At 69.9% G+C, this 26951-nt stretch carries 23 protein-coding genes; 7 read left to right on the plus strand and 16 right to left on the minus strand.

Translation table 11 applies throughout. The features are described 5' to 3' along the window. Positions 1-4 precede the first annotated feature (4 nt). The 4 genes from ACEVFP_RS13440 to moeZ form a co-directional block, all read right to left on the minus strand. Positions 5-3193 (minus strand): UvrD-helicase domain-containing protein, encoded by a 3189-nt coding sequence (locus ACEVFP_RS13440; protein ID WP_374999972.1) that lies wholly within the window; start codon positions 3191-3193, stop codon positions 5-7. Beyond that, positions 3190-6438 (minus strand): ATP-dependent helicase, encoded by a 3249-nt coding sequence (locus tag ACEVFP_RS13445; RefSeq protein ID WP_374999973.1) that lies wholly within the window; start codon positions 6436-6438, stop codon positions 3190-3192. Before ACEVFP_RS13445 ends, ACEVFP_RS13440 begins: the two co-directional genes overlap by 4 nt. Positions 6439-6543: 105 nt before the next feature. After that, complete coding sequence (locus ACEVFP_RS13450) at positions 6544-6837, minus strand: MGMT family protein (RefSeq protein WP_374999974.1); 294 nt, start codon at positions 6835-6837, stop codon at positions 6544-6546. Between the two features lie 212 nt (positions 6838-7049). After that, entirely contained in the window at positions 7050-8222 is a 1173-nt protein-coding gene (moeZ, locus tag ACEVFP_RS13455) for an adenylyltransferase/sulfurtransferase MoeZ (RefSeq protein ID WP_374999975.1), read from the minus strand. A 195-nt stretch (positions 8223-8417) separates the two neighbouring features. Between moeZ and ACEVFP_RS13460 the strand changes: the two genes are divergently transcribed. Together ACEVFP_RS13460 and ACEVFP_RS13465 are read left to right on the plus strand one after the other, a co-directional pair. Continuing rightward, positions 8418-9044 carry a TetR/AcrR family transcriptional regulator gene (locus tag ACEVFP_RS13460; protein WP_374999976.1) on the plus strand — a complete coding sequence of 209 codons (627 nt, stop codon included), beginning with the start codon at positions 8418-8420 and terminating at the stop codon, positions 9042-9044. A gap of 113 nt (positions 9045-9157) precedes the next feature. Beyond that, positions 9158-9388: a DUF3107 domain-containing protein gene (locus tag ACEVFP_RS13465; protein WP_374999977.1), complete on the plus strand. Its 231-nt coding sequence runs from the start codon at positions 9158-9160 to the stop codon at positions 9386-9388. Positions 9389-9445: 57 nt separating this feature from the next. On the opposite strand, the gene ACEVFP_RS13470 is transcribed toward ACEVFP_RS13465, so the two are convergent. After that, positions 9446-10144, minus strand: a complete 699-nt coding sequence (locus ACEVFP_RS13470) for a ferritin-like fold-containing protein (RefSeq protein ID WP_374999978.1) — start codon at positions 10142-10144, stop codon at positions 9446-9448. Between the two features lie 287 nt (positions 10145-10431). On the opposite strand from ACEVFP_RS13470, the gene ACEVFP_RS13475 reads away from it, so the two are divergent. Beyond that, positions 10432-11832: a DEAD/DEAH box helicase gene (locus ACEVFP_RS13475; RefSeq protein WP_375003834.1), complete on the plus strand. Its 1401-nt coding sequence runs from the start codon at positions 10432-10434 to the stop codon at positions 11830-11832. A gap of 48 nt (positions 11833-11880) precedes the next feature. Here ACEVFP_RS13475 and ACEVFP_RS13480 read toward each other — a convergent pair whose 3' ends face one another. Together ACEVFP_RS13480 and ACEVFP_RS13485 are read right to left on the minus strand one after the other, a co-directional pair. After that, positions 11881-12606 carry a L,D-transpeptidase gene (locus tag ACEVFP_RS13480; RefSeq protein ID WP_374999979.1) on the minus strand — a complete coding sequence of 242 codons (726 nt, stop codon included), beginning with the start codon at positions 12604-12606 and terminating at the stop codon, positions 11881-11883. A 23-nt stretch (positions 12607-12629) separates the two neighbouring features. Beyond that, positions 12630-13397, minus strand: coding sequence for a ParA family protein (locus ACEVFP_RS13485; RefSeq protein ID WP_374999980.1), 768 nt, complete (start codon positions 13395-13397; stop codon positions 12630-12632). A 51-nt stretch (positions 13398-13448) separates the two neighbouring features. Between ACEVFP_RS13485 and ACEVFP_RS13490 the strand changes: the two genes are divergently transcribed. Further along, the gene (locus ACEVFP_RS13490; protein ID WP_374999981.1) at positions 13449-14204 is read left to right on the plus strand and encodes an SDR family NAD(P)-dependent oxidoreductase; all 756 of its coding nucleotides are present in this window, start codon (positions 13449-13451) and stop codon (positions 14202-14204) included. Positions 14205-14296: 92 nt separating this feature from the next. Further along, positions 14297-15136: an alpha/beta fold hydrolase gene (locus ACEVFP_RS13495; protein WP_374999982.1), complete on the plus strand. Its 840-nt coding sequence runs from the start codon at positions 14297-14299 to the stop codon at positions 15134-15136. On the opposite strand, the gene ACEVFP_RS13500 is transcribed toward ACEVFP_RS13495, so the two are convergent. The 9 genes from ACEVFP_RS13500 to ACEVFP_RS13540 form a co-directional block, all read right to left on the minus strand. Beyond that, the gene (locus ACEVFP_RS13500; protein WP_374999983.1) at positions 15133-15768 is read right to left on the minus strand and encodes a TetR/AcrR family transcriptional regulator; all 636 of its coding nucleotides are present in this window, start codon (positions 15766-15768) and stop codon (positions 15133-15135) included. The two genes, ACEVFP_RS13495 and ACEVFP_RS13500, sit on opposite strands and share 4 nt — an antisense overlap. Further along, positions 15761-16441 (minus strand): DUF4166 domain-containing protein, encoded by a 681-nt coding sequence (locus ACEVFP_RS13505; protein WP_374999984.1) that lies wholly within the window; start codon positions 16439-16441, stop codon positions 15761-15763. Before ACEVFP_RS13505 ends, ACEVFP_RS13500 begins: the two co-directional genes overlap by 8 nt. Continuing rightward, complete coding sequence (locus ACEVFP_RS13510; protein WP_374999985.1) at positions 16438-16701, minus strand: hypothetical protein; 264 nt, start codon at positions 16699-16701, stop codon at positions 16438-16440. The genes ACEVFP_RS13505 and ACEVFP_RS13510 overlap by 4 nt, the downstream gene beginning before the upstream one ends. Positions 16702-16976: 275 nt before the next feature. Beyond that, on the minus strand, positions 16977-17804 hold the full coding sequence (locus ACEVFP_RS13515; RefSeq protein ID WP_374999986.1) for a PHP domain-containing protein: 828 nt from the start codon (positions 17802-17804) through the stop codon (positions 16977-16979). Positions 17805-17813: 9 nt separating this feature from the next. Continuing rightward, complete coding sequence (locus ACEVFP_RS13520) at positions 17814-18386, minus strand: histidine phosphatase family protein (RefSeq protein WP_374999987.1); 573 nt, start codon at positions 18384-18386, stop codon at positions 17814-17816. Continuing rightward, positions 18386-19435, minus strand: a complete 1050-nt coding sequence (locus ACEVFP_RS13525) for a MaoC family dehydratase (protein ID WP_374999988.1) — start codon at positions 19433-19435, stop codon at positions 18386-18388. The genes ACEVFP_RS13520 and ACEVFP_RS13525 overlap by 1 nt, the downstream gene beginning before the upstream one ends. Positions 19436-19615: 180 nt before the next feature. Continuing rightward, the gene (locus ACEVFP_RS13530) at positions 19616-20809 is read right to left on the minus strand and encodes an acyl-CoA dehydrogenase family protein (RefSeq protein WP_374999989.1); all 1194 of its coding nucleotides are present in this window, start codon (positions 20807-20809) and stop codon (positions 19616-19618) included. 93 nt (positions 20810-20902) lie between these two features. Further along, entirely contained in the window at positions 20903-21784 is an 882-nt protein-coding gene (locus ACEVFP_RS13535; RefSeq protein ID WP_374999990.1) for a DMT family transporter, read from the minus strand. 97 nt (positions 21785-21881) lie between these two features. Then, on the minus strand, positions 21882-23279 hold the full coding sequence (locus tag ACEVFP_RS13540) for a wax ester/triacylglycerol synthase family O-acyltransferase (protein WP_374999991.1): 1398 nt from the start codon (positions 23277-23279) through the stop codon (positions 21882-21884). A 128-nt stretch (positions 23280-23407) separates the two neighbouring features. On the opposite strand from ACEVFP_RS13540, the gene ACEVFP_RS13545 reads away from it, so the two are divergent. Both ACEVFP_RS13545 and ACEVFP_RS13550 read left to right on the plus strand, forming a co-directional pair. Further along, positions 23408-24457, plus strand: a complete 1050-nt coding sequence (locus tag ACEVFP_RS13545) for an alpha/beta hydrolase (RefSeq protein WP_374999992.1) — start codon at positions 23408-23410, stop codon at positions 24455-24457. A gap of 114 nt (positions 24458-24571) precedes the next feature. Continuing rightward, complete coding sequence (locus ACEVFP_RS13550; protein ID WP_374999993.1) at positions 24572-26929, plus strand: FdhF/YdeP family oxidoreductase; 2358 nt, start codon at positions 24572-24574, stop codon at positions 26927-26929. Positions 26930-26951 lie beyond the last annotated feature (22 nt).

The following is a 26951-nucleotide window of genomic DNA, read 5'->3' on the forward strand; positions in this document are numbered from 1 at the left end:
CGGTTCACCCTATGTCGCCGCCCAGGGCGAGTCGCTCGAGAGCCTCGCGGTCCAGCAGGTCGTCGGCCCCGAAGCGTTGCACCTGTCCGAGACGGACGTAGTAGAAGGCCGCCGTGACCCTCGCCGGGTCGATGCCCGACAGCTCGGCCCAGGCCAGGCGGTACAGACTCAGCTGCAGCGGGTCAGCCGTCATCTCACGGTTGGTCTTCCAGTCCACCACCTCAAAGCGCGCACCAGTACCCTTCGCCGCCCCCGATCCGGTGCCCGCCGCGAAGACGGCGTCGATGCGGCCGATGACCTGCTGACCACCCAGCACGAGCGAGAACGGCGCCTCGATCGCATGCGGCACCAGGTCGCCGTACGGCCCCGCCTCGAACAGTGCGATGACCTCCTGGAGCTCGGCGTCGCTCTCCAGGTCGACGTCGCCCTGACCGGGCAGCTCGGTGGGGTCGAGCAGCGGCTGCTGCCCGTAGTGCGCCTCGACCCACGCATGGAACCGGGTGCCGAAGCGAGCCGCACCAGAGGGCCGCCGGGGCATCGGCCGGGCCAGCGACCTGGCGAACGCGGACTCGTCCTGGGTGAGGGAGAGCATGGCGGTGGCCGACACCGTGGGCGGCACGGCGACGCTGCGCTGTGCGCGGCCGTGCTCCTCGGCCTCGGCGAGCAGCAGCTCGACGTCGGCGGCGATCCGGTCGATCTCGTCCTCACCCTCCAGGCGCAGCGGGAGCTGGCCTGCCGTCGACTGGTCCGCAACGGATCGGCCAGGGGCCTCGAGCTCGGCGCGAACGGCATCGGCGAGCGCCCGCCGTTCCGGCAACGCTGGCTGCTCGGTGGGCCAGGACACGCCGTCCGTCTGGACCATGAGTGGGTTGGGATCGCCGTCCTCGGGCGGCTCGGCCCAGGTCAACGGCTCCCGGCTCTGCGCGGCCAGGTGCTCACGGGTCCGCTCCAGGAAGGGGGACGGCCCCCGGGGCTTCTTCTGCGTACGCCCCCACCAGTGACCGCTCGCGACCAGGCGGGTCCGGGCACGCGTGTAGGCGACGTAGCCCAGGCGCACCTCCTCCAGGTCCGACTCCGCCCTCAGCTCGACCCGAAAGGCGTCCAGGTCCGGCTTGGACCAGCCCTGCAGCGCCGGCAGCGTCGCGCGGTCACCCCGCAGCGGCCACGGCAGCGCGTCGGCCGTGGTGGTCCAGTTGGCGCGACCCCTCACGCCCGGGAAGACACCCTTGGAGACGAACGGCACGAAGACGCAGTCCCACTCCAGACCCTTGGACTTGTGGATGGTCAGCAGCTTGACGGAGTCCGCCTCGGTGGGAGTGGAGACCTCGAGCCCCTCGTTGTACTCGTCCTCGGCCCGTAGGTAGGCGATGAGACCGGAGAGCGAGGCATAACGGTCGGACTCACCGTAGGACGCCACCGCATCGAGGAAGAGTGCGAGGTTGTCCAGGCCACCGGTCACGTCACTCGCCTCCAGCTCGACGTCGAGGTCGAGGGCTCGCACGGCGCGCCGGGCCAGCTCGAGCAGGGGATCGCCCACATGGGCACGTACTGCGGAGATGACACCGGCCAGCTCGGCGAACCGGTGACGGGCCTGCGGCGAGTAGTCGAGCGGGCCGGGGTCCTCCAAGGCGTCGGCGAGGGAGACGATCTCGGTGGGGTCCGTGCCCTCGACGGCACGCTCGAGCTCCTCGGCCAAGGTGGGCGACGAGGAGTCGTCGCGCGCACGGTCGATGAGCCGGGCAGCACGGCGTCCCAGCAGGGCGAGGTCGCGCGGGCCGATGTTCCAGCGGGGACCGGTGAGCAGCCGCAGCAGGGCGGGGTTGGCCGTGACGTCCTCGACGACCTCCAGCAGGCTCAGCACGTCCGCGACCTCGGGCTGGTCGAGCAGACCGGTCAGGCCGACGATCTCGAACGGCACGTGGCGACGCCGCAGCGCCTCGACGATGGCCGCGTTCTCACGGGTGACTCGGGTGAGGACGGCGATCTCGCCCCAGGGCGTCCCCGCCTCGTGCTGGACGAGAACCTGCTCGACCATCGCGTCGATCTCGTCCTGGATGGTGTGGTGGAGCGCGACGTCGACCTGCCCACGGCCTCCAGCGGCGGAGACGAGCGGCTTCACGACCTCCGAGCGCGCGTAGAAGTCGGCCGCGAGGTCGTTGGCCGCCGCGATGACCTCGGGCGCGCACCGCCGGGTCTGTACGAGCGAGAACTGCTGGCCCGTGACGCCGTCGGCGGTGAACTCCCGCACGAAGTTCTCCAGGTTGCCGGACGCGGCACCGCGCCAGCCGTAGATGCCTTGCGCTGGGTCGCCGACGGCCGTGGTGGGTTGCCCTCCGAACAGCGCGAGCAGGAGGTCTCGCTGGGCCACGGAGGTGTCCTGGTACTCATCGAGCAGCACGACGTCGTAGCGCTCGCGCAATGCCTCCCCGACCTCCGGCAGCGCTGCGAGCCTCGCACCTGCGGCCATCTGGTCGGAGAAGTCCATGACGCCGTCGGTCTGCTTGGCCGCGCGGTAGGCCTCCACGAGCTGCAGCAGCTCCAGGCGCCGGGACTGCGCCTGGCCCGCTGCCGTGGTGGCCTTGAGCTGCTTGGGGTCCTGCGCGATCTCCTTGTGAGACCGTGCCGTGAACTCCCGCAGCGCGTGCGGCGTGACGAGGTGCTCGGACATCTCGGCATCCAGCGCCATGGCCTGCCCCACGAGCGTGGGCAGGTGGGTGCTGAGCAGGGTGAGGTCACCGTCGAAGGCCTCCATCGCGTGCGCCATGCGCTGGAACCTCGAGGCGTCGGTGACGATCCGCAGGTCCGTCTCGACGCCGAGCCGCAGTCCGTGCTCGGCGATGAGCTGGCCGGCGAACGCGTGGTACGTCGAGGCGGTGGGCTGAGCGTCGAGGTCGACGCCCAGGAGCTCGAGGTTGGCCCGGATCCTCTGGCCGAGCTCGGCCGCGGCCTTGTTGGTGAAGGTGAGGCCCAGGATGCGCTCCGGCGGGACCCCGCGGTGTCCGACCAACCACACGACTCGCGCCGCCATGACGGTGGTCTTGCCCGACCCGGCACCGGCGACGATGGCGCTGGGGGCATCGAGTCCGGCGGTGATGGCCTCCATCTGCGCCGCGGAGAACGGGATGCCGACGATCTCGCGCAGGTGGTCCTCGTCGCGCACGAGGGGAGGTCGTGGCACCTGGTGCTGGCTCACGCGTCCTCCTGCCCGTCGGTGCGTCCGAGGATGGAGATACCGGCGTCCTTGGTGGGGCACAGCGCGCTGAAGGCACAGAACGTGCAGGCGCCCTGCTCGTCTGCGACGGCCACGAAGTTCTCGGTGTCGATCGTGTGCACACTGTGCCGAAGCTGCTCGAGGGAGAAGAACGGCTCGTCGGCGCCCGGACCCGCCTGGGCCTGCACGCGCGGCTGGCCCGGGGCCCTGGCCAGCTCGTGCCGCAGCTGGACGAGCTCGGCGCCGGCCGCCGGCGCGCCGGGCGCCTGCGGGACGGCGCCGTGCTCGACAGCCACCTGGTAGATGCCCAGCTGGGCGTGCTCGGTGATCTGCGCGCCGCTGGGCAGGCTCTTGCCGGTCTTGAGGTCGACGACGTGGACGCCACCCTCGTCATCGACCTCCACGCGGTCCATCGAGCCGGACAGGCGCACCGACCGGCCCTGCACCTGCACCTCGACGTCGAAGCGGTGCTCTGCTGCGAGGACGGTACGCGGGTTGTCGCGGTGCCAGCGGGCGAACCGCGTGATCGCCTCCACCGCCGCGGCCTTCTCGCGTCGGCCGATCCACGGGGCGTAGTCCAGCTGGCCCCACACGTCGTCGAGATGGCGTGCGAGCTCATCGGGGTCGGGGTCGACGCCCTGCTCCACGACGTCGGCGGCGATGGCGTGCACGACCGAGCCGAAGCCCTGTGACTGCGTGGTGCCACGGCCGCCGCGGGCCTCGTGCTCGAGGAACCACTGCAAGGGGCAGGACACCAGCGCCGAGACCTGGCTGCCGGAGAGCCGCAGCGGCTCGTCGGAGGAACGCACCGGGACGTCGGAGCGGGTCCGTTCGGCCAGGCCCCACCACCGGTCGGGGTGAGCGGGGCGGCCGGCCGGATGGTCGGCGATCCGCGCCAGCAGAGCCGCGGCCCGCTGACGCACGTGTGGGTCGTCGGTGGTCTCACCGAGACGACGCAGCCGGGCCACCGCGCCACGCAGGGACAGCGAGCGCTGGGGACGACCGCGCGGCGTGGCCGGCTCGCTGCCGGTGGTCTGCTCGACGTGCCGCTGCAGCTCGGCGAGCAGGCGTGAGGGCTGCTCACCGTCGGCCGACGTCGCCTGCACCGCGGTCACCATCAGCAGCGAGCGGGCGCGCGTGCAGGCCACATAGAACAGTCGGCGTTCCTCGGCGACCGCCGCCCGCGCGGAGGGCGGCGGGAGCACCTGGCCGGGACCGAGACGCTCGGGCTGCAGCAGGCTGCTGCGCAGCCGCACGTCTGGCCACTGGCCCTCCTGCACGCCGGCGACGACGACCAGCGGCCACTGCAGGCCCTTGGAGCGATGTGCCGTCATGAGCTGCACGGCCTGCCCGGAATCAGCGGCCTGTGCAAGGGTGTCGGCCGGGATCTGCTGGGCCTCCAGGGCCGCGACGACCTCGGTGACCGAGCGTCGGGCCTGCTTCTCCTCCGCACGGGTGGCCTCGGCGAACAGCGCGCAGAGGGCGTCGAGGTCGTGGTGGGCGCGAGCCGACCCCTCGCCGTCGGACTCGGCCTCCTGTCGCAGCCGTCGGGGCCAGTCGGTGCCGTCCCACAACGTCCAGAGCACCTCCTCCGCCGAGGAGCCGGCCTCGATCTGGCGTGCCGCCTCCGCCAGGAGGCGTGCGACGGCTGCTGCGGACCGCACCGCCGTGGCGGCCGGCCCGTCGGCCTGCAGCCCCTCCAGCAGCACGGGCTCGGTCAGGGCCTCGGCCACCAGCACCCGCGACGGACGCGGCCAGCGCTCGTCGTCGCGACGTCGCAGGAGACGGCCGAGCCGCCGCAACGAGCCGGCGTCCAGACCGCCGAGCGGCCCGGTGAGCAGGGACTCGGCGACCGCGGGGTCCAGCGTCTGCCCCTCGTGCAGCCGGTCGGCGGTCTTGAGGGCCGCGACGAGCGTGCGCACCGCGGGTTCCAGCGCGAGGGGCAGCTCGTCGCCCGCGACATCCACGGGAACCCCGGCGGACTGCAGGGCCCGTTGCAGCCGTCGCAGATGGTCCGAGGAGCGCACGAGCACCGCCATGTCGCGCCATGGCCGCTGCTCGTGGAGGTGCTGCTCGCGCAGCAGCAGTGCGATCGACTCCGCTTCCGCCGTGGCCGAGGTGAAGGTCTCCACCCGGACCTCGCCGGGCTCGTCCAACGTCGACCGTGGCGAGCGCAGCTGCTCCAGTGCGCGGGAGTCGGCCGCGGCCAGCGCGCCACGGTTGTGCACGATCGAGCGGACCGCGTCGGCGATGGTGGGGCCGTAGCGGTTGGTGCAGGACAGGACGAGGCGTCGTGCCGGCTCACCCTGTGCGTCCCCGAAGGTGTCCGGGAAGTCCAGGATGCCGCGGACGTCCGCCCCACGGAACCCGTAGATGGACTGGTACGGGTCACCCACGACGACGAGGTCGCGTGGTGGTCCGAGGTCCGGTCCGCCGCCGGCCAGGGCATGCAGCAGCGCCACCTGGAGGGGGTCGGTGTCCTGGTACTCATCGACGACGACGAGTCGCAGCCGCTCGCGCCAGCGGCTGCGGGTGTCGGGGTCGCCGAGCTGTCGGACCGCCTGGAAGATCAGGTCCGTGTGGTCGATCGTGCCGGCCAGCGCGGCCACCGACGTGAGCTCGTCGAAGAAGTGGCCGGCGGCCGACCAGTCCGCACGGCCGGCCGATCCGCCGAGCTCCACGAGGTCGAGGGAGTCCAGGCCGGCCGAACGGGCCGAGCCCAGCAGTCGTTGCAGCTCGCCGGCCATGCCACGTGTCCGCAGCGCAGGCCTCAGCTGTGGGGGCCAGAGTGCGGGATCGGTCCCGGCCAGCAGCTCGGTGATGGCTGCGTCCTGCTCGGGTGCGCTGAGCAGCCGCAGGGGGTCGGCGAAGCTGCTGGCGTCCTGCTCGGCCCTCAGCAGCGCGTAGCAAAAAGAGTGGAAGGTCATCGCCGGGCACGTAGCGGTGGTGCGGTCCAGCCGTGCCGCGATCCGGGCCCGCAGCTCCTGTGCCGCCTTGCGGCTGAAGGTCAGGACGAGGATCTCCTCGGCCGCCAGACCTGCGGTTTCGACACGGTCTGCGACGAGCTCGACGAGCGTCGTGGTCTTGCCCGCACCCGGACCGGCGAGCACCTGCAGGGGCCCGCCGACGTCGCGGACGTGCTGCAGGACCGCCTGCTGGGAGTCATCGAGCGCGACCGGGCGTGCGGGCGCCGCGGCGGGGCGCTTCAGCTGGTACTCGACGGGCACGGACCCATCCCACCAGAGAGGTCGGACAGGCGCGCAATTCCGCGATTCGTGAGCCCCGGCACCCGATCGAGTCTCGGTGGGGTGCCAGGGCTCACGATGCGTGGGCTAGCTCGGGTCCCACAGAGCGTCGGGCAGGTGGACCCGGCCGTTGCGCACCGGGGTGCCCTCGGCGTGCCAGTGCTTCTGAGCCTCGATCATCAGCGTCGGGGGCATCGTGCCGTCGGCCCGGATGACGCGCCACCAGCACACGGCGTGGCCGTGGGTGGACATGATGCGCCCGACGTAACGGGGCCCATAGCCCCCGGCGAGGTGCTCGGCCACCCGGCCGTAGGTGAGTACGCGTCCCGGCGCGATCGACTCCACCAGGCTCAGCACCCGCTCCACGTAGTACTCGTCCATGGCGTCGTTCCCACCTGTCGCCTGATCGGTGTCTTCTCCCACCGTACGACGCCACGTTCGGTTGCTCAGGCACCGATCACGGGCCCGAGCCCACATCGGTGCCGAAACAACCGAAAGAACCGTGATTCGGTTGCTCAAGCACCGATGATCGGCCAACCAGTCACATTCGGTTGCTCAGGCACCGATCACGGGACGACCCGTCCTGGAGGACGTCAGTAGCTGGGCTGGCTGGGGTCGATCTGGTTGACCCAGGCCACGACGCCACCGCCGACGTGCACGGCGTCGGCGTAGCCGGCGCCCTTGAGCACTGCGAGCGCCTCGGCCGAGCGGACACCGGACTTGCAGTGCAGCACCACCTGCGTGTCCTGGGACAGCTTCTCGAAGGCGTTCCCGTTGAGGAAGTCACCCTTGGGGATGAGGATCGAGCCGGGGATGCGGTTGATGTCGTACTCCACCGGCTCCCGGACGTCGACGAGCACGAAATCGCGGCCGCCGTCGGCACGCTCCTTCAGCCAGCCGTCCAGGGTGCCGACGCTGATCGTCGAGTCCGCCGCGGCGTCGGCCGCCTCGTCGCTGATGGCACCGCAAAAGGCCTCGTAGTCGTCCATGAGCGCCGTGGGCGGCTCCTGGTTCGGGTCGCGGCGGATGTTCAGCGTCGAGTACCTCATCTCCAGCGCGTCGTAGACCATGAGTCGGCCGATCAACGGGTCACCGATGCCGGTGATCAGCTTGATCGCCTCGGTGACCATGATCGAGCCGATCGAGGCGCACAGGACGCCCAGCACGCCGCCCTCGGCGCACGACGGGACCATGCCCGGCGGCGGCGGCTCCGGGTACAGGTCGCGGTACTGCGGCCCCTCCTGGGCCCAGAACACCGACACCTGCCCCTCGAAGCGGAAGATCGAGCCCCACACGTAGGGCTTGCCGAGGATGACGGCGGCGTCGTTGACGAGGTAGCGGGTGGCGAAGTTGTCAGTGCCGTCGAGGATCAGGTCGTACTGGGCGAAGATGTCCAGGACGTTGTCGTTGTCGAGGCGCTCGTGGTGGACGATCGTCCTCACGTACGGGTTGACCTCGGCCACCGAGGCCGCCGCCGAGTCCGTCTTGGGCTTGTCGATGTCGGACTGGCCGTGGATGACCTGGCGCTGCAGGTTGGACTCATCGACGACGTCGTCGTCGATGATGCCCAGCGTGCCGACGCCCGCGGCCGCGAGGTACAGCAGGGCGGGGCTGCCCAGGCCGCCCGCGCCGATGACCAGGACCTTGGCGTTCTTGAGCCGCTTCTGCCCGTCCATGCCCACGTCGGGGATGATCAGGTGCCGGCTGTAGCGGCGGACCTCGTCGATGGTGAGCTCTTCGGCGGGTTCCACGAGTGGCGCGACCACGGTGTGCTCCTTCAGGGGGTCGGATCGTCGGTACTGGGAAGAACACCGTCCCCCTCCTTGGTGTTCCCGTGCCTCATTGTTTCCCGCGACGTCCGTCGCGCCGCGGGGCTGTCCGGCTCGTGGACACCGACCCTGTTGCCGCGTCTCGGCGACGCCTCCGAGGCTCGCGAGGGGTCGGCCGTCTAGGCTGGCCCGGTGACCCAGCCGCTCCCGCACCGTTCCCGGTCCGGCCGACTCCCCCGCAGTGCCCGCCGTGCCCAGCTCCTCGACGTCGCCCTCGAGGTCTTCGTCGAGCAGGGCTACCACGCCGCGTCGATGGATGAGATCGCTGAACGCGCCGGGGTCTCCAAGCCCGTGGTGTACCAGCACTTCCCCGGCAAGCTCGACCTCTACCTCGCGCTGCTGGAGACGTCACGCGACACCGTCATCGCCGGCGTGAAGCGGGCCCTGGCCTCCACCACGGACAATCGTCAGCGCGTGCAGGCCACGATGGATCTGTGGTTCACCTACGTCGCCGATGAGGGTGCCGCGTTCCGTCTGGTCTTCGAGTCCGACCTCACCAACGATCCCGACGTCCGCGCGGTCGTCGACCGGGTGATCGTCGAGTCGGCCGAGGCGATCAGCGAGGTGATCGCGGAGGACACTTCGTTGTCCGCGGACGCCGCCAAGCTGCTGGCACTGAGCCTGGTGGGGATGGGACACGTGGCGGCCCGCAACTGGTTGTCCACGGAGTCCACACTGGACAAGGACGACGCCGTCGCGCTCGTGGGCAACCTTGCCTGGCGAGGCATCGGAGGGTTTCCCCACGAGCGGAGCGAGTAGGTTCCGCAGAGTGCGGAGCGAGTAGGTTCCGCAGGGTGCGGAGCGAGTAGGTTCCGCAGAGTGCGGAGCGAGTGAATGCAGATGTGCCACCGCAACAAAGGAGAACAGTGACCATGGAGGTCAAGATCGGCGTGCAGAACGCCGCCCGTGAGCTGTCCGTCGACACCGACGCGGCACCTGACGCCGTGCTGGCCCAGCTGGAGACGGCCCTGAAGGACGAGACCGTCTTCAACCTCACCGACGAGAAGGGCCGTACCGTCGCGGTCCCCGCGGAGAAGGTCGCCTACCTCTACTTCACCGCCGACTCCGGCCGCAAGGTCGGCTTCGGTCTCGGCGCCGACTGAGGCTACTCACACCTCGATCGTGACGGTGGCCTCCCTGGGCCCACCGCGCATCGTGGCTCAGGCCGACAGGCCGAGGCTCTCCATACGTCCGGTGTGCGCCTCGGTGATGCGCGTGAGCATGCGTCCGATGGCGGCCAGGTCCAGACCGGGGGTGTCGGCGCCACCGACGATCACGGCGCTGAGGGCGTCGCGTTCGGCGACGACGTTCTGGGCCTGGCTGAGTGCCTCCCCCATGAGCCGGCGACCCCACAGCGCGAGCCGTCCGGCAACCCGGTGGTCGGCCTCGATCGCCGAGCGCACCTGGTCGACGACGAACTCGGAGTGACCGGTACCGCTCATCGTCTCCACGACGATCTCGCGGGTCTCGGGGTCGAGGTAGGCCGCAACCTCACGGTAGAAGTCCGATGCCAGCGAGTCCCCCACATAGGCCTTCACCAGACCCTCCAGGAAGTCCGACGGCTTGGTCTTGGCGTGGAACCTGGCGAAGATCTCCTCGAACGGGGCCATCGCCTCGAACGGGTCCTCACCGAGCTCGGCCAGGCGGTCCCTCAGCTGCTCGAAGTGCCCGAACTCCGCCGCCGCCATGGCCGCGACCTCGACCTTGGCGCGCAGGTCGGGCGCCATCTGGGCGTCGGCGACGAGCCGCTCGCAGGCGCTGATCTCGCCGTAGGCGAGCAGCCCGAGCAGCTCGACGATCCCGCGCCGGTACTCGGGGTCGTCCAGGGCCGACGGGGCCTGCTTCGCGTTCTTCGCCATGCGCTGCAGCGTAGCGCCCGGAGCCGGCGGCCGGGCAATCCGAGCGGACGTTCCTGGTCGCCCCTGGGCACGAACGATGCCAGGGCGCGAGCGTCGCACTGCTCAACGTGCCCTAGGACCGACCCGCACGGAGGGCAACCGTTAGACTGGGCACGCCCTCAGGGGCCGTATCTTTGTCGTGAGGTCCTGGCGCATGCCGTCGTCCGCTCACGACACGCACCGAGATCCTCCATCTGTTCCCTCACGAAACTCGAGATCACGTGACCACGTTCTCCGATCTGGGCGTCATGCCCGAGATCACCGACGCGCTCGACGCCGTCGGTATCAGCAACCCGTTCCCCATCCAGGAGATGACGCTGTCGGTGGCCCTCATGGGCACCGACCTCATCGGCCAGGCCCGCACAGGCACCGGCAAGACGCTGGCCTTCGCGATTCCCGTCATCCAGCGCGCCGTCGCCCCGCACGACCCCGACCACGACCAGCTCGCCGCGCCCGGCAAGCCGCAGGCCCTCATCGTGTGCCCCACGCGTGAGCTCGCGATCCAGGTGGCCGGCGACGTCGCCACCGCCTCCAAGGTCCGCGGCACCCGCAACCTGACGATCTACGGCGGCGTCCCTTATGAGCCGCAGCTGGAGGCACTGGAGACCGGGGTGGACATCGTCGTCGGCACCCCGGGCCGTGTCCTCGATCTCGCCAACCGGGGCGCGCTGGACCTCTCGCACGTCAAGTCGCTCGTGCTCGACGAGGCCGACGAGATGCTCGACCTGGGCTTTCTGCCCGACGTCGAGTCGATCCTCGCCAAGACCCCCGAGACTCGCCAGACCATGCTGTTCTCTGCCACCATGCCGGGCGCCATCGTGGGTCTGGCGCGCAAGCACATGCGCCACCCCATGAACATCCGCGCCGAGAGCGCCGAGGACACCCAGATGGTGCCCACGACGGCTCAGTTCGTGTGGCAGGCGCACGAGATGGACAAGGCGGAGGTGCTGGCTCGCATCCTGCAGGCCGATGACGTGGGTCGGGTCATCATCTTCACGCGTACCAAGCGCACTGCGCAGCGGGTGGCCGACGACCTCGCCGACCGCGGCTTCCCCGCATCGCCGCTGCACGGCGACATGGCCCAGGGTGCACGGGAGAAGGCGCTGCAGCGCTTCCGTGACGGCAAGATCAACATCCTGGTGGCCACCGACGTCGCGGCCCGAGGCATCGACGTCGCCGGCATCTCGCACGTCATCAACTACAACTGCCCCGAGGACCACAAGACGTACGTGCACCGCATCGGTCGCACGGGTCGTGCCGGCGCCTCGGGCATCGCGGTGACGTTCGTCGACTGGGCGGACCTGACGCGGTGGAAGCTCATCAACTCTGAGCTCGGTCTGCCGTTCGACGAGCCGCAGGAGACGTACTCCACGTCCGACCACCTCTTCCACGACCTCGGCATCTCGCGCGACGTCAAGGGGCGGCTCAAGCCGCCGGCGCCCAAGGAGGAGCGGACCGGCGGCGGTCGTTCCGGGGGCGGCAACCGTTCGCACGGGGGCTCGCGTCCCCAGGGTGGTCGCGACGGCCAGTCTCGTGGTCAGGGCGGCCAGTCCGACGGCGGCCAGGGATCGTCCTCCAGCCGCAAGCGACGTCGTCGCAACCGCACTCGCACCCGTGGTGGCGAGGCCGTCAGCAAGCCCGCGGAGTAGGTCCGCTGCTAGCAACGGTCCGGCGTGTGGCCCGCCAGGTGTTCGGGCTCAGGCGGTGACGACGACCGTCGTGCCGACGGGCGCGAACTTCCACAGCGCCACGGCGTCGTCGCGCCACTGCCGAACGCACCCGGCCGAGAGCGCGGTGCCCAGCTCGTCCTTGGTCTGCTCGAGCTCACCGTCGTTGCCCGTGGGCACGCTGTGGAACCCGATCGCGGCAGTGTCGCCGGTGGCGAAGCGGACGAAGAACTCCATCGTCCCGGAGTAGTCGTAGGACGTGGCGTGGCGTGCGCGTGAGGTGACCGAATAGGTGCCGCGGTCCAGGTTGTCGTGCTTGCTGCCCGAGACGAGGTAGGTCCGTGCGACGTTCTCGTCGTCGTCGATCAGCCAGACCCGCTGTTGGCCCTCGGAGAAGACGATGCGTCGGCCCTGCCCGGAGTCGGCGGGAACGGCGGGCTCCTCCTGCGCGGCCTGGTCCTTCTGTGATGCAGGCGCCTCGACGATCGGCAGGGTGGCCCGGACGATGGCCGGGTCGGATGAGTCCGCGACCAGCTCGTCGGCCGAGGCCGAGCCGCCGCCCAGCTGGGTCGCCACGCTGGCGAGCCCGATGACGAGGGTCGCCGCCACGGCACCGGCCAGCGCTCCGATCCGACCACGACTGAGCCGGCGGGGGCGCCGGGCCGTGGTCGGCGAAGGCTCATGGCGGGGGTGCCGGGCCGTGGGCGGCGAAGACTCACGGCGGGGCGCACGATGCGTTGCCTTGTGGCGGGACACGCTCCGATCCTACCGTTGCCGGCTCAGCGGGCGAGCAGGGCGGCCGCGACCTCGCGGTACGCCTCGGCGCCCTTGTGGTTACGGCTGGTGCCGAGGATCGAGCGACCGATGGCCGGCGCCTCGGCGAACCGGATCGACTTGGGGATCGGCGGATGCACGACGGGCAGGCCGTGTGTCTGCTCGATGGAGGCCAGCACTGCTCGCGCGTGGTTGGTGCGACCGTCGTACATCGTGGGCAGGACGCCGATGATCTCCAGCTCGGTGTTGATGAACTGGCGCACGTCGTGGATGGTGTCGAGCAGCTGCCCGACCCCGCGGTGCGACAGCGTCTCAGCCTGCAGCGGGATGAGCACCCCTTGGGAGGCCGACAGTGCCCCCACCGTGAGCACGCCGAGCGTCGGCGGACAGTCCACGAGGATCCAGTCGTAGTCGTCGGCCACCTTGTCCAGGGCTACGCGGAGCCGCTGTTCGCGGCCCGTACGGCTCACCAGCGCCTCCTCCGACTGCGTCACCGTGATGTTGGATGGCAGGACGTGCAGTCCGTCGTCGGTGACGACGATGGCGTCGTCGGGCTTGACCTTGCCGAGCAGGACCTCACCGACGGTGACGTCCACGTCCTCGGGGTCGATGCCGAGGGAGAACGTCAGACCACCCTGCGGGTCGAGGTCGACCAGCAGCACGCGCTGACGCTTCTCCGCCAGGGCGGCCCCGAGTGACGCCACGGTCGTCGTCTTGCCGACCCCACCCTTCTGGTTCACCACACAGATCGTCGTCGTCACGTGGGCCATCATGCCACCGAGGCTGTCGAGGTCGGTGTGACGGGCCGTGGCATGCTGGCGTCCATGCCCCGAGCCCTCGTCACCGGTGCCACAGCCGGCATCGGTCACTGCTTCGTCACTGAGCTCGCCGCCCGCGGTCACGACCTCGTGATCGTGGCCCGCGACACCTCCCGACTGGAGAGCGTCGCCGCTGAGCTGCGCGAACGCCATGGTGTGGACGTCGACGTGCTGACCGCAGATCTGACCACGGCTGACGGTCTGGCGGCCGCCGCCGGCGCCCTCACCAGCACCTCGCGTCCCGTGGATCTGCTGGTCAACAACGCCGGGTCCTCGTTCCCCGGCTGGTTCGGCACCACGGACGTCGCTGACGAGGACGACCAGCTGGACCTGCTGGTGCGTGCGCCGATGCACCTCATGGACGCCGCGCTCAAGGCCATGAGCGGACGCCATGGCGGTGCGGTCATCAATGTCGCCAGCGTCGCGGCGTTCACCCCCCGCGGCACCTACTCGGCCCACAAGGCCTGGCTGGTCAACCTCTCCCAGTGGGCCCACCTGCAGTACGCGGACGTCGGCATCACCGTGCAGGCCCTGTGCCCCGGGTTCGTACGCACCGAGTTCCATCAGAGGATGGGAGCCGACATCAGTGGTATCCCTCGATGGATGTGGCTCAAGGCGCCCAAGGTCGTGAAGGCCTCGTTGAAGGACCTCGAGCGCGGTCGCGCGATCTCGATCCCCAGCGTGCGCTACAAGATCCTCGCGACGCTCTCGAGGCTGGCACCCGCCGGGTTCGTCGCCCGGGTTGCCAAGCGCGGTCGCTGAGGATGCACCGATGAGCGAGCGCAGCGAGTGAACCGAACGCACATCAGCGCGCCTCCGGCGTATCCTGCGCACTTCTTGACGACGGTGGCGCGATGAGCGCGCCCCGCAGCCTGGAGCTGCCGGCCGGCGTGGAGTCGATGCGCGTGGAGACCGACCGTGGCAGCTTCGCCGCCCATGTCAGTCGCCCGAGCGAGCCCACGGCACACGTGCTGCTCGTCCCGGGCTGGACCGGCAGCAAGGAAGACTTCACGCCGATCGTCGCACTGCTCGGCGACGCGGGGTTCGCTGCCACGGCCTACGACCAGCGTGGCCAGTTCGAGACGCCGGGCGCCCCCGGCGACGACTACTCCCTCAGGGCCCTGGCCGAGGACGCACTGGCCGTCGCCACAGCCGTGACCGACTCGCCCGTGCACCTGCTCGGGCACTCCTTCGGCGGCCTGGTGGCCCAGACCGCTGCCGTCGAGGCGCCGGCCGCGTGGCGCTCGCTCAGTCTGCTGTGCACCGGTCCGGCAGCGCTCGGCGAGACCGACCTGCACCCTCTCGCCAAGATGGTCGAGGCCCTCGACCATCTACCCCTGGAGCGTGTCCACGAGCTCCGCGAACAGGCCCGCCCCCCGGGCGAGCGGCCGCCGGCCGAGATCGCCGACTTCCTGCACCGACGGTTCACCTCCAACACTCCCGCGTCGCTGCGAGCCATGACCCGACACCTGCTCGACGCCCCGGACCGGGTCGAGGAGGTGGCACGGACCGGCCTGCCGGTGTGGGTGGGACGTGGCGTCGACGACGATGCGTGGCCGCACGACCGTCAGGCCGACATGGCCCACCGGCTCGGCGTCGAGGTCCATGTCGTGCCCGGCTCGGCACACTCGCCTGCCGTCGAGAATCCCGAGGAGCTCGTGGCCGTCTGGGTGCCGTTCCTGGAGGGTGTCTAGCGCGGTCGCAGGGCCGAGCGGACCGCACGGCGTGCCAGCGGGCCGAGGTCATCGAGGGCCTGGGCGAGCGGGACCAGACGGTCCAGGGCGGCGACCGATCCGCCCTCGTCGGGACGGGTGGGCTCGACGAGCTCGATGCCGATGAAGGCGGCCGAGACCAGCTCCGCGAGCAACGCGGGGTCCAGAGCCTCCCCCAGGGGCGAGTCGGCGAGGACGACGGTCAGCACCTGCTGGATCCGCTCGGTCCACAGGCTGAGGGCCTTCCCGGTGACCTCGGCGAGCGCGGGGTTGGTCTGCGAGCCGGCGAGGACCTGTCCGAGGATGGTGACGTTGCCGAGCTGCTTCTCCTGTGCGTGCAGGTCCTGGGCGAGCCGGACGAGGTCGGCGAGACCGTTGACGTCGTCCAGCCGCTCCTCGAAGCTCGCGACACGCTCGGCGGTGGAGACGAGGCAGGCTTCGGCGACGAGGGCGTCGACGCTGCCGAAGTGGTAGAAGACCAGTGCCTGGTTGAGGCCGCCGGTCGTGGCGATGGTCCGGGCCGAGACCTTGGCGATGCCGTGGGTGCGGATGGTCGTCATCGTGGCTTCGACCAGTCGCCGGCGGGTCCCGGCGCCGCGCGCGTCGTCAGGCACGGATCTCCTCCCGCTGGGGCCGGATAGCCGCCGGGACGCCGGCAGTCGTGTCGACGTAGTGGGCCGTGAACCGTCCGTGGTAGCCGAAGACCGGTCCCAGCACACGGTTCCTCACGTCGACGGTGATGCGGAAGCACCCCGCCTCCTCGTCCCACCGCTCGTGCACCCGCGCGTCCGCGCATGCCCAAGGGGGAATGGCGAGACCGACGAGACCCTCCAGGAAGGCCATCCGGCCGCTCGCGACGTGCAGGCCGCCCTCGGCGTCGACGTGGACGTCGAGGTGCGCCGCGACGTGCTGGTGCGTGCCCAGGTAGTCGATGATCCCGCCGTGCTCGCGGCTGTGCACCATCGTGGCGTCGAACCGCCGGCGCCGGCCACCACCCACGGCGAACGTGCGCACGAACGTGAGGGTCTCGCGGCCGAGGTCGTCGACGTACGCATGGTTCTCGATCGTGAACGGGACACCCGAGCCGGTCTCGGGGAAGAGGAGGTGACGCCGTGCACCCAGGTGCAGGAACGGCACCACCAATGGAGATCCTCGCCAGATGCGCTCCATGCGGCCCGTCCCGATGCAGCCGATGCCGTCGGAGGAGCTGAACCCGAACCTCTCCTGCAGCCGCGGGTGCAGGCGCTCGAAGTCCGAGCCGAGGGCCTCCCGGAAGATCGCACTCATGCGTTGGCCGCCACACGACGGGCCGCGCGGTGCACGGGCACCACGGCTATGGCAGAACAGACCGCCCAGCTCACCACGGCCAGATTCACCTCGTCAGAGTCGAAGAGCAACACCATCACCACCAGCAAAGACGCGAGCGAGCTGAGGGTGGCGCCTGTCGCAGCCGCACGGACGGATCCTCGGCGCACGATCTCCGCCAGAGTCATGCCGGCGACGAGGCCCAGACCGCCTCCGACGGTGATACCGATGGCGATGCCCACGACCACACCGAGACTCCCGACCATCAGCATCGACGCGACCTGCTCCGCCGTTGACCGACCTGGTGATCCCAGAGACTCCGAGCCGATCGTGAGTCCGACCAGAGCCCCGACTCCGACGCCCGCGACGGCACCACGGCTCAGTCCCGACCAGAGCATCGGGCCGACGATCCGGCTTCTCGACCCACGCTGACCCACAGGCACATCCTCATCCTCATGTTTGAGCAACTGCTCAAACATGAGGATACAACTGAACCGGGCAGGCGCTCAAGAAGGGCTCAGCCGAGCAGGCGCTGGTACTGCTCCGGGTCGGTGAGGTGGGCGCCGAGCGCGAAGGCCTCGCTCTTGCCGGTGCCGTGGTAGTCGCTGGAGCCGGTGACGACGAGACCGAGCTCGCGGGCGATGCCCCGCAGCTGCTCACGCGCCCACACGTCGTGGTCGACGTGGTCGGCCTCGATCCCGTCCAGCCCGGCGTCACGCAGCTCGCTGAACGCGGCCGTCGTCAGGACCCGGTCGCTCCCGCGCGACCACGGGTGCGCCACCACGGCCTTGCCGCCGGCGTCCTTGACCAGGCCCAGAGCATCGACCAGCGGTGCTGCGTAGCGCTCCACGTAGGCGCGCCCCCCGGTGTTCAGCCAGCCGTCGAACGCATCATCGCGGTGCTGGATGTAGCCCTTGGCCACCATGGCGTCGGCGATGTGCGGACGGCCCGATGCTGCGGCTCCCCCGCTCTGCGCGGCGACATCGTCCTCCGTGAGGTGGATCCCGTGCTCGGCCAGCTTGTCCAGCACACGCGGCAGGCGACGATCACGGCCACCGAGGACTCGCTCCAGCTCGGCAACCAGTGGCTGATGTCCCGGGTCGAACTCGTACCCGAGCAGGTGGACGCTCTCGCCCTCGTACGTCGTGGAGATCTCGATGCCCTTGACCAGCACGATGCCCAGGCGGTCCGCCGCCTCCTGCGCCTCCTCCCACCCGGTGGTGGCGTCGTGGTCCGTCAGGGCGACGACGTCCAGCTCGGCCACCTCCACCGCCTTGCGGACCAGCTCGGTGGGCGTGTCCGTGCCGTCGGACCGGCTGGAGTGGGTGTGGAGGTCGATGCGCACGCGGTCAGGCTACTGGGCCGCAGGCACGTTCCAGCGGAGCACCACGTCCTGCCCTCGATCGTCGCCGAGGACGGAGTACGTGGCGGTGTCGAGGAAGAAGTGGCGCCCGTCGGAGACCGGCAGTCCCAGCCATCGCGCGGCCAGGACCCGCAGGGAGTGCCCGTGGGCGAAGACCAGTGACTGCCCACCGGCGTCGCGGACATGGGCGATGACGCGGTCCAGCCTGGCCGCCATCTGCTCGGCGGACTCCCCGCCGGGCACCGGATGCGTCCAGATCGACCAGTCCGGCACCTGTTGGCGGATCTCGGGCGTGGTCAAACCCTCATAGTCTCCGTAGTCCCACTCGGCGAGGTCCTCCTCGACGGCCGCCTCCGCGAACCCGGCCAGCGACGCGGTACGCCGTGCCCGGAGCCGGGGGCTGGTGAGGACGAGGTCCGGCTCGAGCCGGCCGAGGATCGGCGCGAGGCTGCGGGCCGTGGCCTCCCCGGCGTCGGTGAGAGGCAGGTCAGAGGTGCCCGTGTGTCGCCCGGCGCGACTCCACTCGGTCTCACCGTGGCGGACCAGGTACAGCGTGGCTCCCATCAGCGCGGCACGAGGACCCACAGGTCCAGGTCGAGCAGGACGCCGTCCGCATACTTGCCGTCCTCGCCGCGCAGCGTCATGGTCTCGTCACGTCCCTTGGTGGCCACGAGCCGCAGCCGCAGCGCGCCGACGCCCGGCGCCTCGAGCCCGTGGTCGTCCAGCAGAGCCTTGTCGAGCACCTCGGACCACGCGTAGACGGTGTCGCCGGCAAAGGCGGGAGCGACGTGCGAGCCCGCGTTGATCGCTGCCACCAGCTGGGCGTTGGCCAGGCCGTTGAAGGACAGCGCACGCGCCATCGAGATGACGTGGCCTCCGTAGACCAGACGCCGGCCGTCGGGGCGCGCCTCGGTGTTGAAGTGCACCTTGGCGGTGTTCTGCCACAGCCGCGTGGCCATCATGTGCTCGGCCTCGCTGAGGGTCACGCCGTCGACGTGGTCGATCTTCTCGCCCACTGCGTAGTCGTCGTACCGGTGCGGTTCTCCGGCGGCGGTCGTGTCGTAGTCGGTGAAGTCGAGCCCGGCGGGCAGCACGAGCGACCCGGGGTCGACGACCGGCGCGACCTCGGGCAGCACCGTCTCCGGGGCCGGGGCCTGCTGGTCGCGCTTGTGGACCATCACCCATCGCACCCAGTCCAGGGCCACCTCGCCGCGCTGGTTGGTGGCGGTGGAGCGGACGTGGACGACGCCGGTGCGGCCGTTGGAGTTCTGCTTGAGCCCGATGACCTCCGAGCTCGTGCTCAGGGTGTCGCCGGGGACGACGGGCTGGTGGAAGCGCAGCTCGGCATATCCGAGGTTGGCCACGGCGTTGAGCGAGATGTCCGGGACGGTCTTGCCGAACGCGACGTGGAAGGCGACCAGGTCCTCCACGGGATGCGGGTCGAGGCCGACGGAGGCTGCGAACTGAGCCGAGGACGGGATGGCGAAGCGCGTCGGGTAGATGGCGCCGTAGACGGCGCGGTCACCCTCGGTGATCGTGCGCGGTGTGGCGTGCTCGATCACCTGGCCGACGGTGAAGTCCTCGAAGAAGTGGCCGGGGTTCGTCTTGCTCATGGGTCTCCTTGCGCTCGAGTGGGGCGCTCGACTGGGGCGCTCGGCCGGGCGCTGACATCATCCCGAAGCGCCCGCACCCTCCATGCGGCGGGTCCGCCCGTCGGACGCGATCAGCAGGGCGACAGCGGGGCCGGGCGCGACGGGTGTCGTGGACCGCTCCCAAACGCTCTGCGGGTGGCTTCAGAGCTTGTAGTCCTTGAGCAGGCTGCGGCCGATGATCATCTTCTGGATGTCCGAGGTGCCCTCGCCGATCAGCATGAAGGCGGTCTCACGGTAGATGCGCTCGATCTCGTACTCCTTGGAGAAGCCGTAGCCGCCATGGATGCGGAAGGATGCCTCCACGACCTCGTTGGCGTACTCACTGGCCAGCATCTTGGCCATGCCGGCCTCGACGTCCATCCGCTCACCAGAGTCCTTCAGCTTGGCCGCCCGCACCATCATCGCGTGCGAGGCCTCCACCTTGGTGGCCATCTCGGCCAGCCGGAACAGCACGGCCTGGTGCTCGGCGATCTGCTTGCCGAAGGTCTTGCGCTGCTGCGCATACGCCACGCCCAGCTCGAAGGCTCGGATCGACAGCCCACACGCCCGCGCGGCGACGTTGACCCGGCCCACCTCGACGCCATCCATCATCTGAGCGAAGCCCTTGCCCGGCTCGCCGCCCAGGACCTGCTCGGCGGAGATTCGGTGATCCTCCAGGATCAGCTCGGTCGTCTCGACACCCTTGTAGCCCATCTTCTCGATCTTGCCCGGAACCGTGACACCCTGAGCCGTCTCGCCGAAGCCTGGCTCCTTCTCCACCAGGAACGTCGTCATGTTCGCGTACACGCTGTCCGAGCCCTCGTCGGTCTTGCACAGCGTCGCGACCAGCGTCGACGTGCCACCGTTGGTCAGCCACATCTTCTGACCAGTGATCGAGTAGCCCCCGTCATCAGTCCTGGTCGCCTTGGTGGAGATCGCCGAGACATCCGAACCGAGGCCCGGCTCGGACATCGAGAACGCACCCCGCACCTCACCCGTGGCCATCTTCGGCAGGTACTTGGCCTTCTGCTCCTCCGTGCCGTGCTGCATGAGCAGGTAGGCCACGATGAAGTGCGTGTTGATGACGCCGGAGACACTCATCCAGCCACGAGCGATCTCCTCCACCACCAGCGCATACGTCAGCAGTGACTCACCGAGACCGCCAAACTCCTCGGGGATCGTCAGGCCGAAGACGCCGAGCTCCTTCAGGCCCTCGATGATCTCGGTCGGATACTCATCGGCATGCTCCAGGTCCTGGGCAACCGGAATGATCTTCTCCTCGACGTACTGCCGGATCGTCTTGATGATCTCGGTCTGGACATCGTTGAGGCCCTCGGTGCTGGCCAGTCGTCCCATGAGAGTGCTCCTGTCCGGTGGTTGACCCGCTGACCATACCGACCGGTAATGGTCGGTACGGCGTGGACCCGGGGTGACGTCGCCGACACACCCTCACGCCGGCGGCTCCACCATCGCCTCGGCGTCGGCCCGCCGAGAGCCGACCACCACCGCCAGCCCGGCGAGGATCAGCACGAGACCTGCGTAGACGCCCGTTCCGGGCGCTTGACCCAGGAAGACCGCGGCGAGCAGAGCGGCACCGGGGACCTCCAGGAGCATCAGGAGGGAGATGACCGTCGGGCTCTTGACGGCCAGCAGGTGGTTGAGCAGGGAGTGTCCCAGCAGCTGTGCGCACACCGTCACGGCCGCCAGCAGGAGCCAGACCTCCCAGGGGAAGCCGACCAGCGGCGTCGATGTCGCCAACGCCACTGCAGCCAGGACGAGGGCGCAGGTGCCGTAGCAGGCAAACGTGTAGCCGGTGGTCGACAGCCGGGTGCGCACCTCACGTCCGCAGACGAAGTAACCCGCCCCGCAGGTCCCGGCCAGCAGGGCGAGCAGGTCACCGACGAGCGCCTCGGTGGACAGACGGATGTCGACCCCGGTCACCACGACCACTCCCGCGACGGCCAGGAGGCACCCCAGCAGGACGGCACGTGGCGCCCGTGTCCCGAGGACGCGGTCGAGGACCACGACCCACACGACCTGCGTGCACACCAGTGCGGTGGCGGCGGCGACCGAGGTCATCTGCAGCGCCTTCACCCACAGCCCGAAGTGCCCCGCCAGCAGCACACCGGCCAGGACGGTCAGCACGACGTGACGCCGTCCGAGCGTGGCCAGCTCCGTCCGTGAACGGGCCGCCGCCCAGGGCGTCAGGACGGCGACGGCTGCCGCGTTGCGCCAGAAGGCGATCGCCAGGGCAGGCGCCGCGATCGAGGCCATGAGCGGCGCCGACGCACTCACCCCCAACACGGCGACGGCAGCCAGGAACGCGTTCACTCACTCATCCTCCATCCCCGCGATTCGTGAGCTCCAGCCCCCAATTACACCCAGGTTGCGTGCCCTGGCTCACGAATCGGGTGGACTGAGCTGAGCTTCACCCCCACGCCTGCTCAAGCTCGAAAAGCGCCGTCTCCAGATGAATCAGCAGTCGTTGCAGATGGGGGACGGAACGGCGGCAGCCGATGATGCCGAAGTCCAGGTAGTTGTCCCGGCTGCACAGGGTGATGTTGATGGCCTGGCCGTCCAGGACGATCGAGACCGGGTACATGCCGTCCAGCCGGGCACCGTTGAAGTACATCTGGTCGCTCGGGCCCGGCACGTTGGAGACGACGACGTTGAACGGGGGGCGCGTGTACTTGACGAACCCCGGCACCGGAGAGGCCGCCAGCGGCAGCATCTGCAGGGCCGAGAACGCCAGGATCTGCGTCGGCGTGAGGTCTCCGAGGATCTTCTTGGCCTGCCGGGAGGAGTAGGCGATCTCCTCCAGCCTGGTCGGGCCGCTCTCCCGGTCGGTGGCCAGGTTCACGACGATCGCGCCCGTTGCGTTGCCGCCCTTGTCGGAGTCCGCGTCACCGGCTGAGGCTGAACGCAGGGCCAAGGAGACCGGCACCATCGCCGACATCGGGTCATCGGGCAGGGCGTGCTGCTCCAGCAGGTACTCCCTCAGGGCCCCGGAGACCATCGCCAGCACGACGTCGTTCAGCGTCGTGGCCGAGGACTTGGCCACCCGCTTGATCCGCTCGATCTCCCACGACTGCGCCGCGAAGCGCCGTGCGCCGCCGACCGGACCGTTGATGATCGTCTTGGGGGCGCGCGGCAGGGTGATGTCTCCGTCACGCACGATCTGGCCGACGATGCGCATCGACGCCGGCAGCAGACCCGCGACGTCCCCTGCCACACCGGCCCCGCCCTTGAGCCCATCCTTGAGCGCGGCGAACGGGTCGAAGCCACCGGCGGTCGGCGCCTCCATGGGGGACGAGGGCAGGGCCCACGGTGCGACGCAGTCACGGTCGTCGGGGTCCTCGGTGAGCGAGCGGCGCATGAGCCGCAGCGCCGACACGCCGTCGACCATCGAGTGGTGGATCTTGCTGTAGATGGCGACACGCCCGTCCTGCAGGCCCTCCACGACGTGGGCCTCCCACAGCGGACGGTGCCGGTCCAGCAAGGATCCGTGCCAGCGCGACGTGAGCTGCAGCAGCTCACGGATGCGTCCTGGCTGCGGGACCGCCGAGTGCCGGATGTGGTAGTCGAAGTCGATCGAATCGTCGACGGCCCACCAGGCGTTGCCGAGCACTCCGACCGGTTCCTTGGGCCGGCGCCGGAACGTCGAGGAAACCGCCTCCGCCGACCGGAAGCTCTCGATGAGGTCACGCGTCCACTCCGGGCCGGCGCCGTCGGGCGGCTCGAACAGCTGCAGGCCACCGACGTGCATCGGATGTTCCCTGGTCTCGGCGAGCAGAAACATCGAGTCCGTCGGCGGCATGAACGGCATGACTCAACCTCTCACGAAATGTCAGCTCCGGGGCGTCCCCCCGGGTACGCTAACGACCCGATGTGGCACAAGTCACCGCGTGTGACATATTCATGAATGCCATGTGACATCGAGAAAGGTGCAGTGCGATGAGTCCACGCCTCGCTCTGGCCGCCGAACCCCGCTTCTTCCGGGGACGCAGCCCGCAGTCCAAGCTCCTGGGTCTGGGGCTCCGCAGCACCGTACGTCCGGTGCTCGGCCTCTGGTCACGGCTTCCTTTCGACCTCTTCCCGCCCAACCTGATCGATCACGTGGCCCGCCTGCTGCCGGTCGACGAAGGCACGAGCTGGCGCACGATCGCCCTGGAGCAGTGCAGCAGCGAGTTCCTGCGGGCCCGCGATGTCCAGGACATCCACGGGGGCAACCCTCGAGTCGTCCTGTACTTCCACGGTGGCGCCTTCCTGACCTGCGGGCTCAACACGCACCGACGCTTGGTCTCGCGCATCTCGCACGCGGCCGACCAGCCGGTCCTCAACGTCGGCTACCGCCAGATGCCCTTCGAGCCCATCACCGAGTCCGTCGCCGACGGCGTGGACGCGTTCCGGTGGCTGCTCGCGCAGGGCTACCGGGCACAGGACGTCACCATCGCCGGAGACTCCGCCGGCGGATACCTCGCCTTCAGCGTGGCGCGCGCCGTCCTCGACGCAGAGCTGGGACGGCCCGCCGGCGTCGTGGCCATCTCCCCGCTGCTCGACGTCGACCCGACCACCAAGCGCGCCCACCGCAACGCGGACCGTTGCCAGGTGTTCCCGCTGCGCGCGCTCGAGCGCTTCACGGACGTCGCCCTGCGGATGGACACCCGCCGCGGCATCGCCGGCACGCGCGTGTGTCCGGTGAACATGCCGGTCGCCGACATGCCGCCCGCCCTCATCCAGGTCGGCTCGCGCGAGATCCTGATGGCCGACGCCGAGGTCATGGCCAACCGCCTGGTCGCCGCCGGCGTCCCGTGCGACCTGCAGGTCTGGGACCGTCAGGTCCACGTCTTCCAGGCCGCCGCCTCCTGGGTCCCCGAGGCCCGGGCGGCCATCGCCGAGATCGGCGCCTTCGTCGAGTCCGTGACCGACGCCCGCGCCCCGTCGGCGGCCGCGCCGGCACCCGCCAGGCAGAGGTCCCGCGCAGCGTCCGCTGCATCAGGCTGAGCACCTCACCCGGCCGACTCTCCGTGCAGGCCGGCCCACCAGATCCGTCAGGCAGGCCGGGCGTTTTCCGGGTACCGTCGACGTGCAGGCAACTTTTCGGCGGGAGGGAGCCACATGGCTGACGAGATCGAGAACGGCGTCAAGGTCCACCGGCCCAAGACCCGGGCCGCCGGAGTGACCGGAGTGAGGGTCAGCCTGCAGCGCGCGCTCTCACACATGGGCATCCGGAGGACGGCCAAGACGCTTCTCAAGCTCAACCAGACCGACGGCTTCGACTGCATGAGCTGTGCCTGGCCGGACCCAGACCCGGAGAACCGGCACGCGGCAGAGTTCTGTGAGAACGGCGCCAAGGCCGTGGCCGAGGAGGCCACCAGGGACCGAGCCGACCCGGACTTCTTCGCGCAACACAGCATCAAGGAGCTCGACTGCCACGACGAGCACTGGCTGGGGCAGCAGGGCCGCATCACGCACCCCATGGTCAAGCGCCCCGGCGGCACCCACTACGAGCCGATCGAGTGGGAGGACGCCTTCGCCCTCGTCGCCGACCAGCTGAAGGCGCTCGACGACCCCGACGAGGCGATCTTCTACACCTCCGGGCGGACGTCCAACGAGGCCGCCTTCGCCTATCAGCTGTTCGTACGAGCGTTCGGGACGAACAACCTCCCTGACTGCTCCAACATGTGTCACGAGTCCACCAGCATCGCCCTCGCGGAGTCGATCGGCATCGGCAAGGCCAGCGTCACCATGAACGACGTCTACGAGGCCGACCTCATCCTGATTGCCGGACAGAATCCGGGAACGAACCACCCGCGCATGCTCTCGGCGCTGGAGATCGCCAAGCGGCGAGGCGCCAAGATCATCGCCGTCAACCCCCTCATGGAGGCGGGTCTGCACACGTTCCGCAATCCGCAGAAGCCGCGGGGCATCGTCGGCAAGGGCACGACCATCGCCGATGTGCACCTGCCGATCCGGCTCAACGGAGACCTCGCACTGTTCCAGGCCATCGGATCGCTGCTGGTGGAGTGGGACGCCCTCGACCACGAGTTCATCGAGCAGCACACGACCGGGTTCGAGCAGTGGGCCGAGCACGTGCGCGACGTCGACTGGGAGACCGTCGAGCAGGCCACGAGCCTGACGCGGGCCCAGGTGACCGAGGTGGCGCAGATGATCCGCGACTCCGAGCGCACGGTGTACTGCTGGGCCATGGGTCTGACGCAGCACCGCAATGCGGTCGCGACCATCAAGGAGATCGTGAACGTCGCCTTCGCGCGGGGCGACATCGGCAAGCGCGGCGCGGGACTGTTCCCGATCCGCGGGCACTCCAACGTGCAGGGCGACCGCACGATGGGGATCTGGGAGCGGCCGCCGGCCACGTTCCTCGACGCCCTCCAGCGCGAGTTCGGGTTCGACCCGCCGCGCGAGGACGGCGACGACACCGTCGACTCCGTCCGCGCCATGCGCGACGGCAAGGCTCACGTCTTCGTCGGGCTCGGCGGCAACTTCGTGCACGCGGCACCGGACACCCCGATCACCGCCGAGGCTCTGGAGAACTGCCGATTGACCGTGCAGATCTCGACCAAGCTGAATCGCTCCCACCTGGTCACCGGCGAGACCGCCCTCATCCTGCCGACCCTCGGCCGCACCGAGAAGGACGTGCGAGGCGGCAAGGAGCAGTTCGTGACCGTGGAGAACTCCGTCTGCATCGTGCACGCGTCGCGCGGCTCCCTGGAACCGGCCAGTGCGCATCTACGCTCCGAGACGGCCATCGTCTGCGGTCTGGCCGAGGCCACGCTGGGTGACCGCTACGGCATCCGGTGGTCGGCCATGGCCGATGACTACGACGTCGTCCGCGACCACATCTCCCGCGTCGTCGCGGGGTGTGAGGACTACACCGCGAAGGTCGACCGGCCCGGCGGCTTCGTGCTGCCGCATCCTCCGCGCGACTCCCGCGAGTTCCCCACAGCCTCCGGGCTCGGCCAGTTCGAGGTCTCACCGATCGATGTCGTGCAGGTCCCCGACGGGCACCTGCTGCTGCAGACGATGCGCAGCCACGACCAGTTCAACACCACGATCTACGGGTACAGCGACCGTTATCGCGGCATCGAGGGTGGCCGGCGGGTCGTCTTCATGCACCCCGACGACGTGACGGCGCTCGGCTTCCGCGCCGGCGACATGATCGACCTCACCACGCACTGGGAGGGCGACGACATCGACCGCGTGGCACCGGCGTTCCGCATCGTCGCCTACGAGATCCCCCGGGGCACGGCCGCGGCGTACTACCCGGAGACCAACCCGCTGGTCCCGCTTGACTCAACGGCCGACGGCAGCAACACCCCGACCTCGAAGTCGGTGGTCGTGGCACTGCGGCCCACCCAGGAGAGCGGTGAGCGCCGAGGCTCCTTCGCGAGCCAGTCCTCGATCGGGGCCGACCAGCGCCACAAGGCGCACCCCCAGCCGATCCACCTGTCCTGACCGCACCCCCGCTGGCCGAGCC

Origin of the sequence: Aeromicrobium sp. CTD01-1L150, from assembly GCF_041951745.1 — a bacterium.
GTDB lineage: Bacteria > Actinomycetota > Actinomycetes > Propionibacteriales > Nocardioidaceae > Aeromicrobium.

Bases quoted from the DNA above. Each gene is read 5' to 3' on its own strand.
- ACEVFP_RS13490 (WP_374999981.1), top strand. From the start codon at position 13,449: ATGCCCCGAGCCCTCGTCACCGGTGCCACAGCCGGCATCGGTCACTGC.
- ACEVFP_RS13525 (WP_374999988.1), bottom strand. From the start codon at position 19,435: ATGAGCAAGACGAACCCCGGCCACTTCTTCGAGGACTTCACCGTCGGC.
- ACEVFP_RS13465 (WP_374999977.1), top strand. From the start codon at position 9,158: ATGGAGGTCAAGATCGGCGTGCAGAACGCCGCCCGTGAGCTGTCCGTC.
- ACEVFP_RS13550 (WP_374999993.1), top strand. From the start codon at position 24,572: ATGGCTGACGAGATCGAGAACGGCGTCAAGGTCCACCGGCCCAAGACC.
- ACEVFP_RS13495 (WP_374999982.1), top strand. From the start codon at position 14,297: ATGAGCGCGCCCCGCAGCCTGGAGCTGCCGGCCGGCGTGGAGTCGATG.
- ACEVFP_RS13475 (WP_375003834.1), top strand. From the start codon at position 10,432: ATGCCCGAGATCACCGACGCGCTCGACGCCGTCGGTATCAGCAACCCG.
- ACEVFP_RS13520 (WP_374999987.1), bottom strand. From the start codon at position 18,386: ATGGGAGCCACGCTGTACCTGGTCCGCCACGGTGAGACCGAGTGGAGT.
- ACEVFP_RS13470 (WP_374999978.1), bottom strand. From the start codon at position 10,144: ATGGCGAAGAACGCGAAGCAGGCCCCGTCGGCCCTGGACGACCCCGAG.
- ACEVFP_RS13530 (WP_374999989.1), bottom strand. From the start codon at position 20,809: ATGGGACGACTGGCCAGCACCGAGGGCCTCAACGATGTCCAGACCGAG.
- ACEVFP_RS13505 (WP_374999984.1), bottom strand. From the start codon at position 16,441: ATGAGTGCGATCTTCCGGGAGGCCCTCGGCTCGGACTTCGAGCGCCTG.
- ACEVFP_RS13485 (WP_374999980.1), bottom strand. From the start codon at position 13,397: ATGATGGCCCACGTGACGACGACGATCTGTGTGGTGAACCAGAAGGGT.
- ACEVFP_RS13540 (WP_374999991.1), bottom strand. From the start codon at position 23,279: ATGCCGTTCATGCCGCCGACGGACTCGATGTTTCTGCTCGCCGAGACC.
- ACEVFP_RS13450 (WP_374999974.1), bottom strand. From the start codon at position 6,837: ATGGACGAGTACTACGTGGAGCGGGTGCTGAGCCTGGTGGAGTCGATC.
- ACEVFP_RS13545 (WP_374999992.1), top strand. From the start codon at position 23,408: ATGAGTCCACGCCTCGCTCTGGCCGCCGAACCCCGCTTCTTCCGGGGA.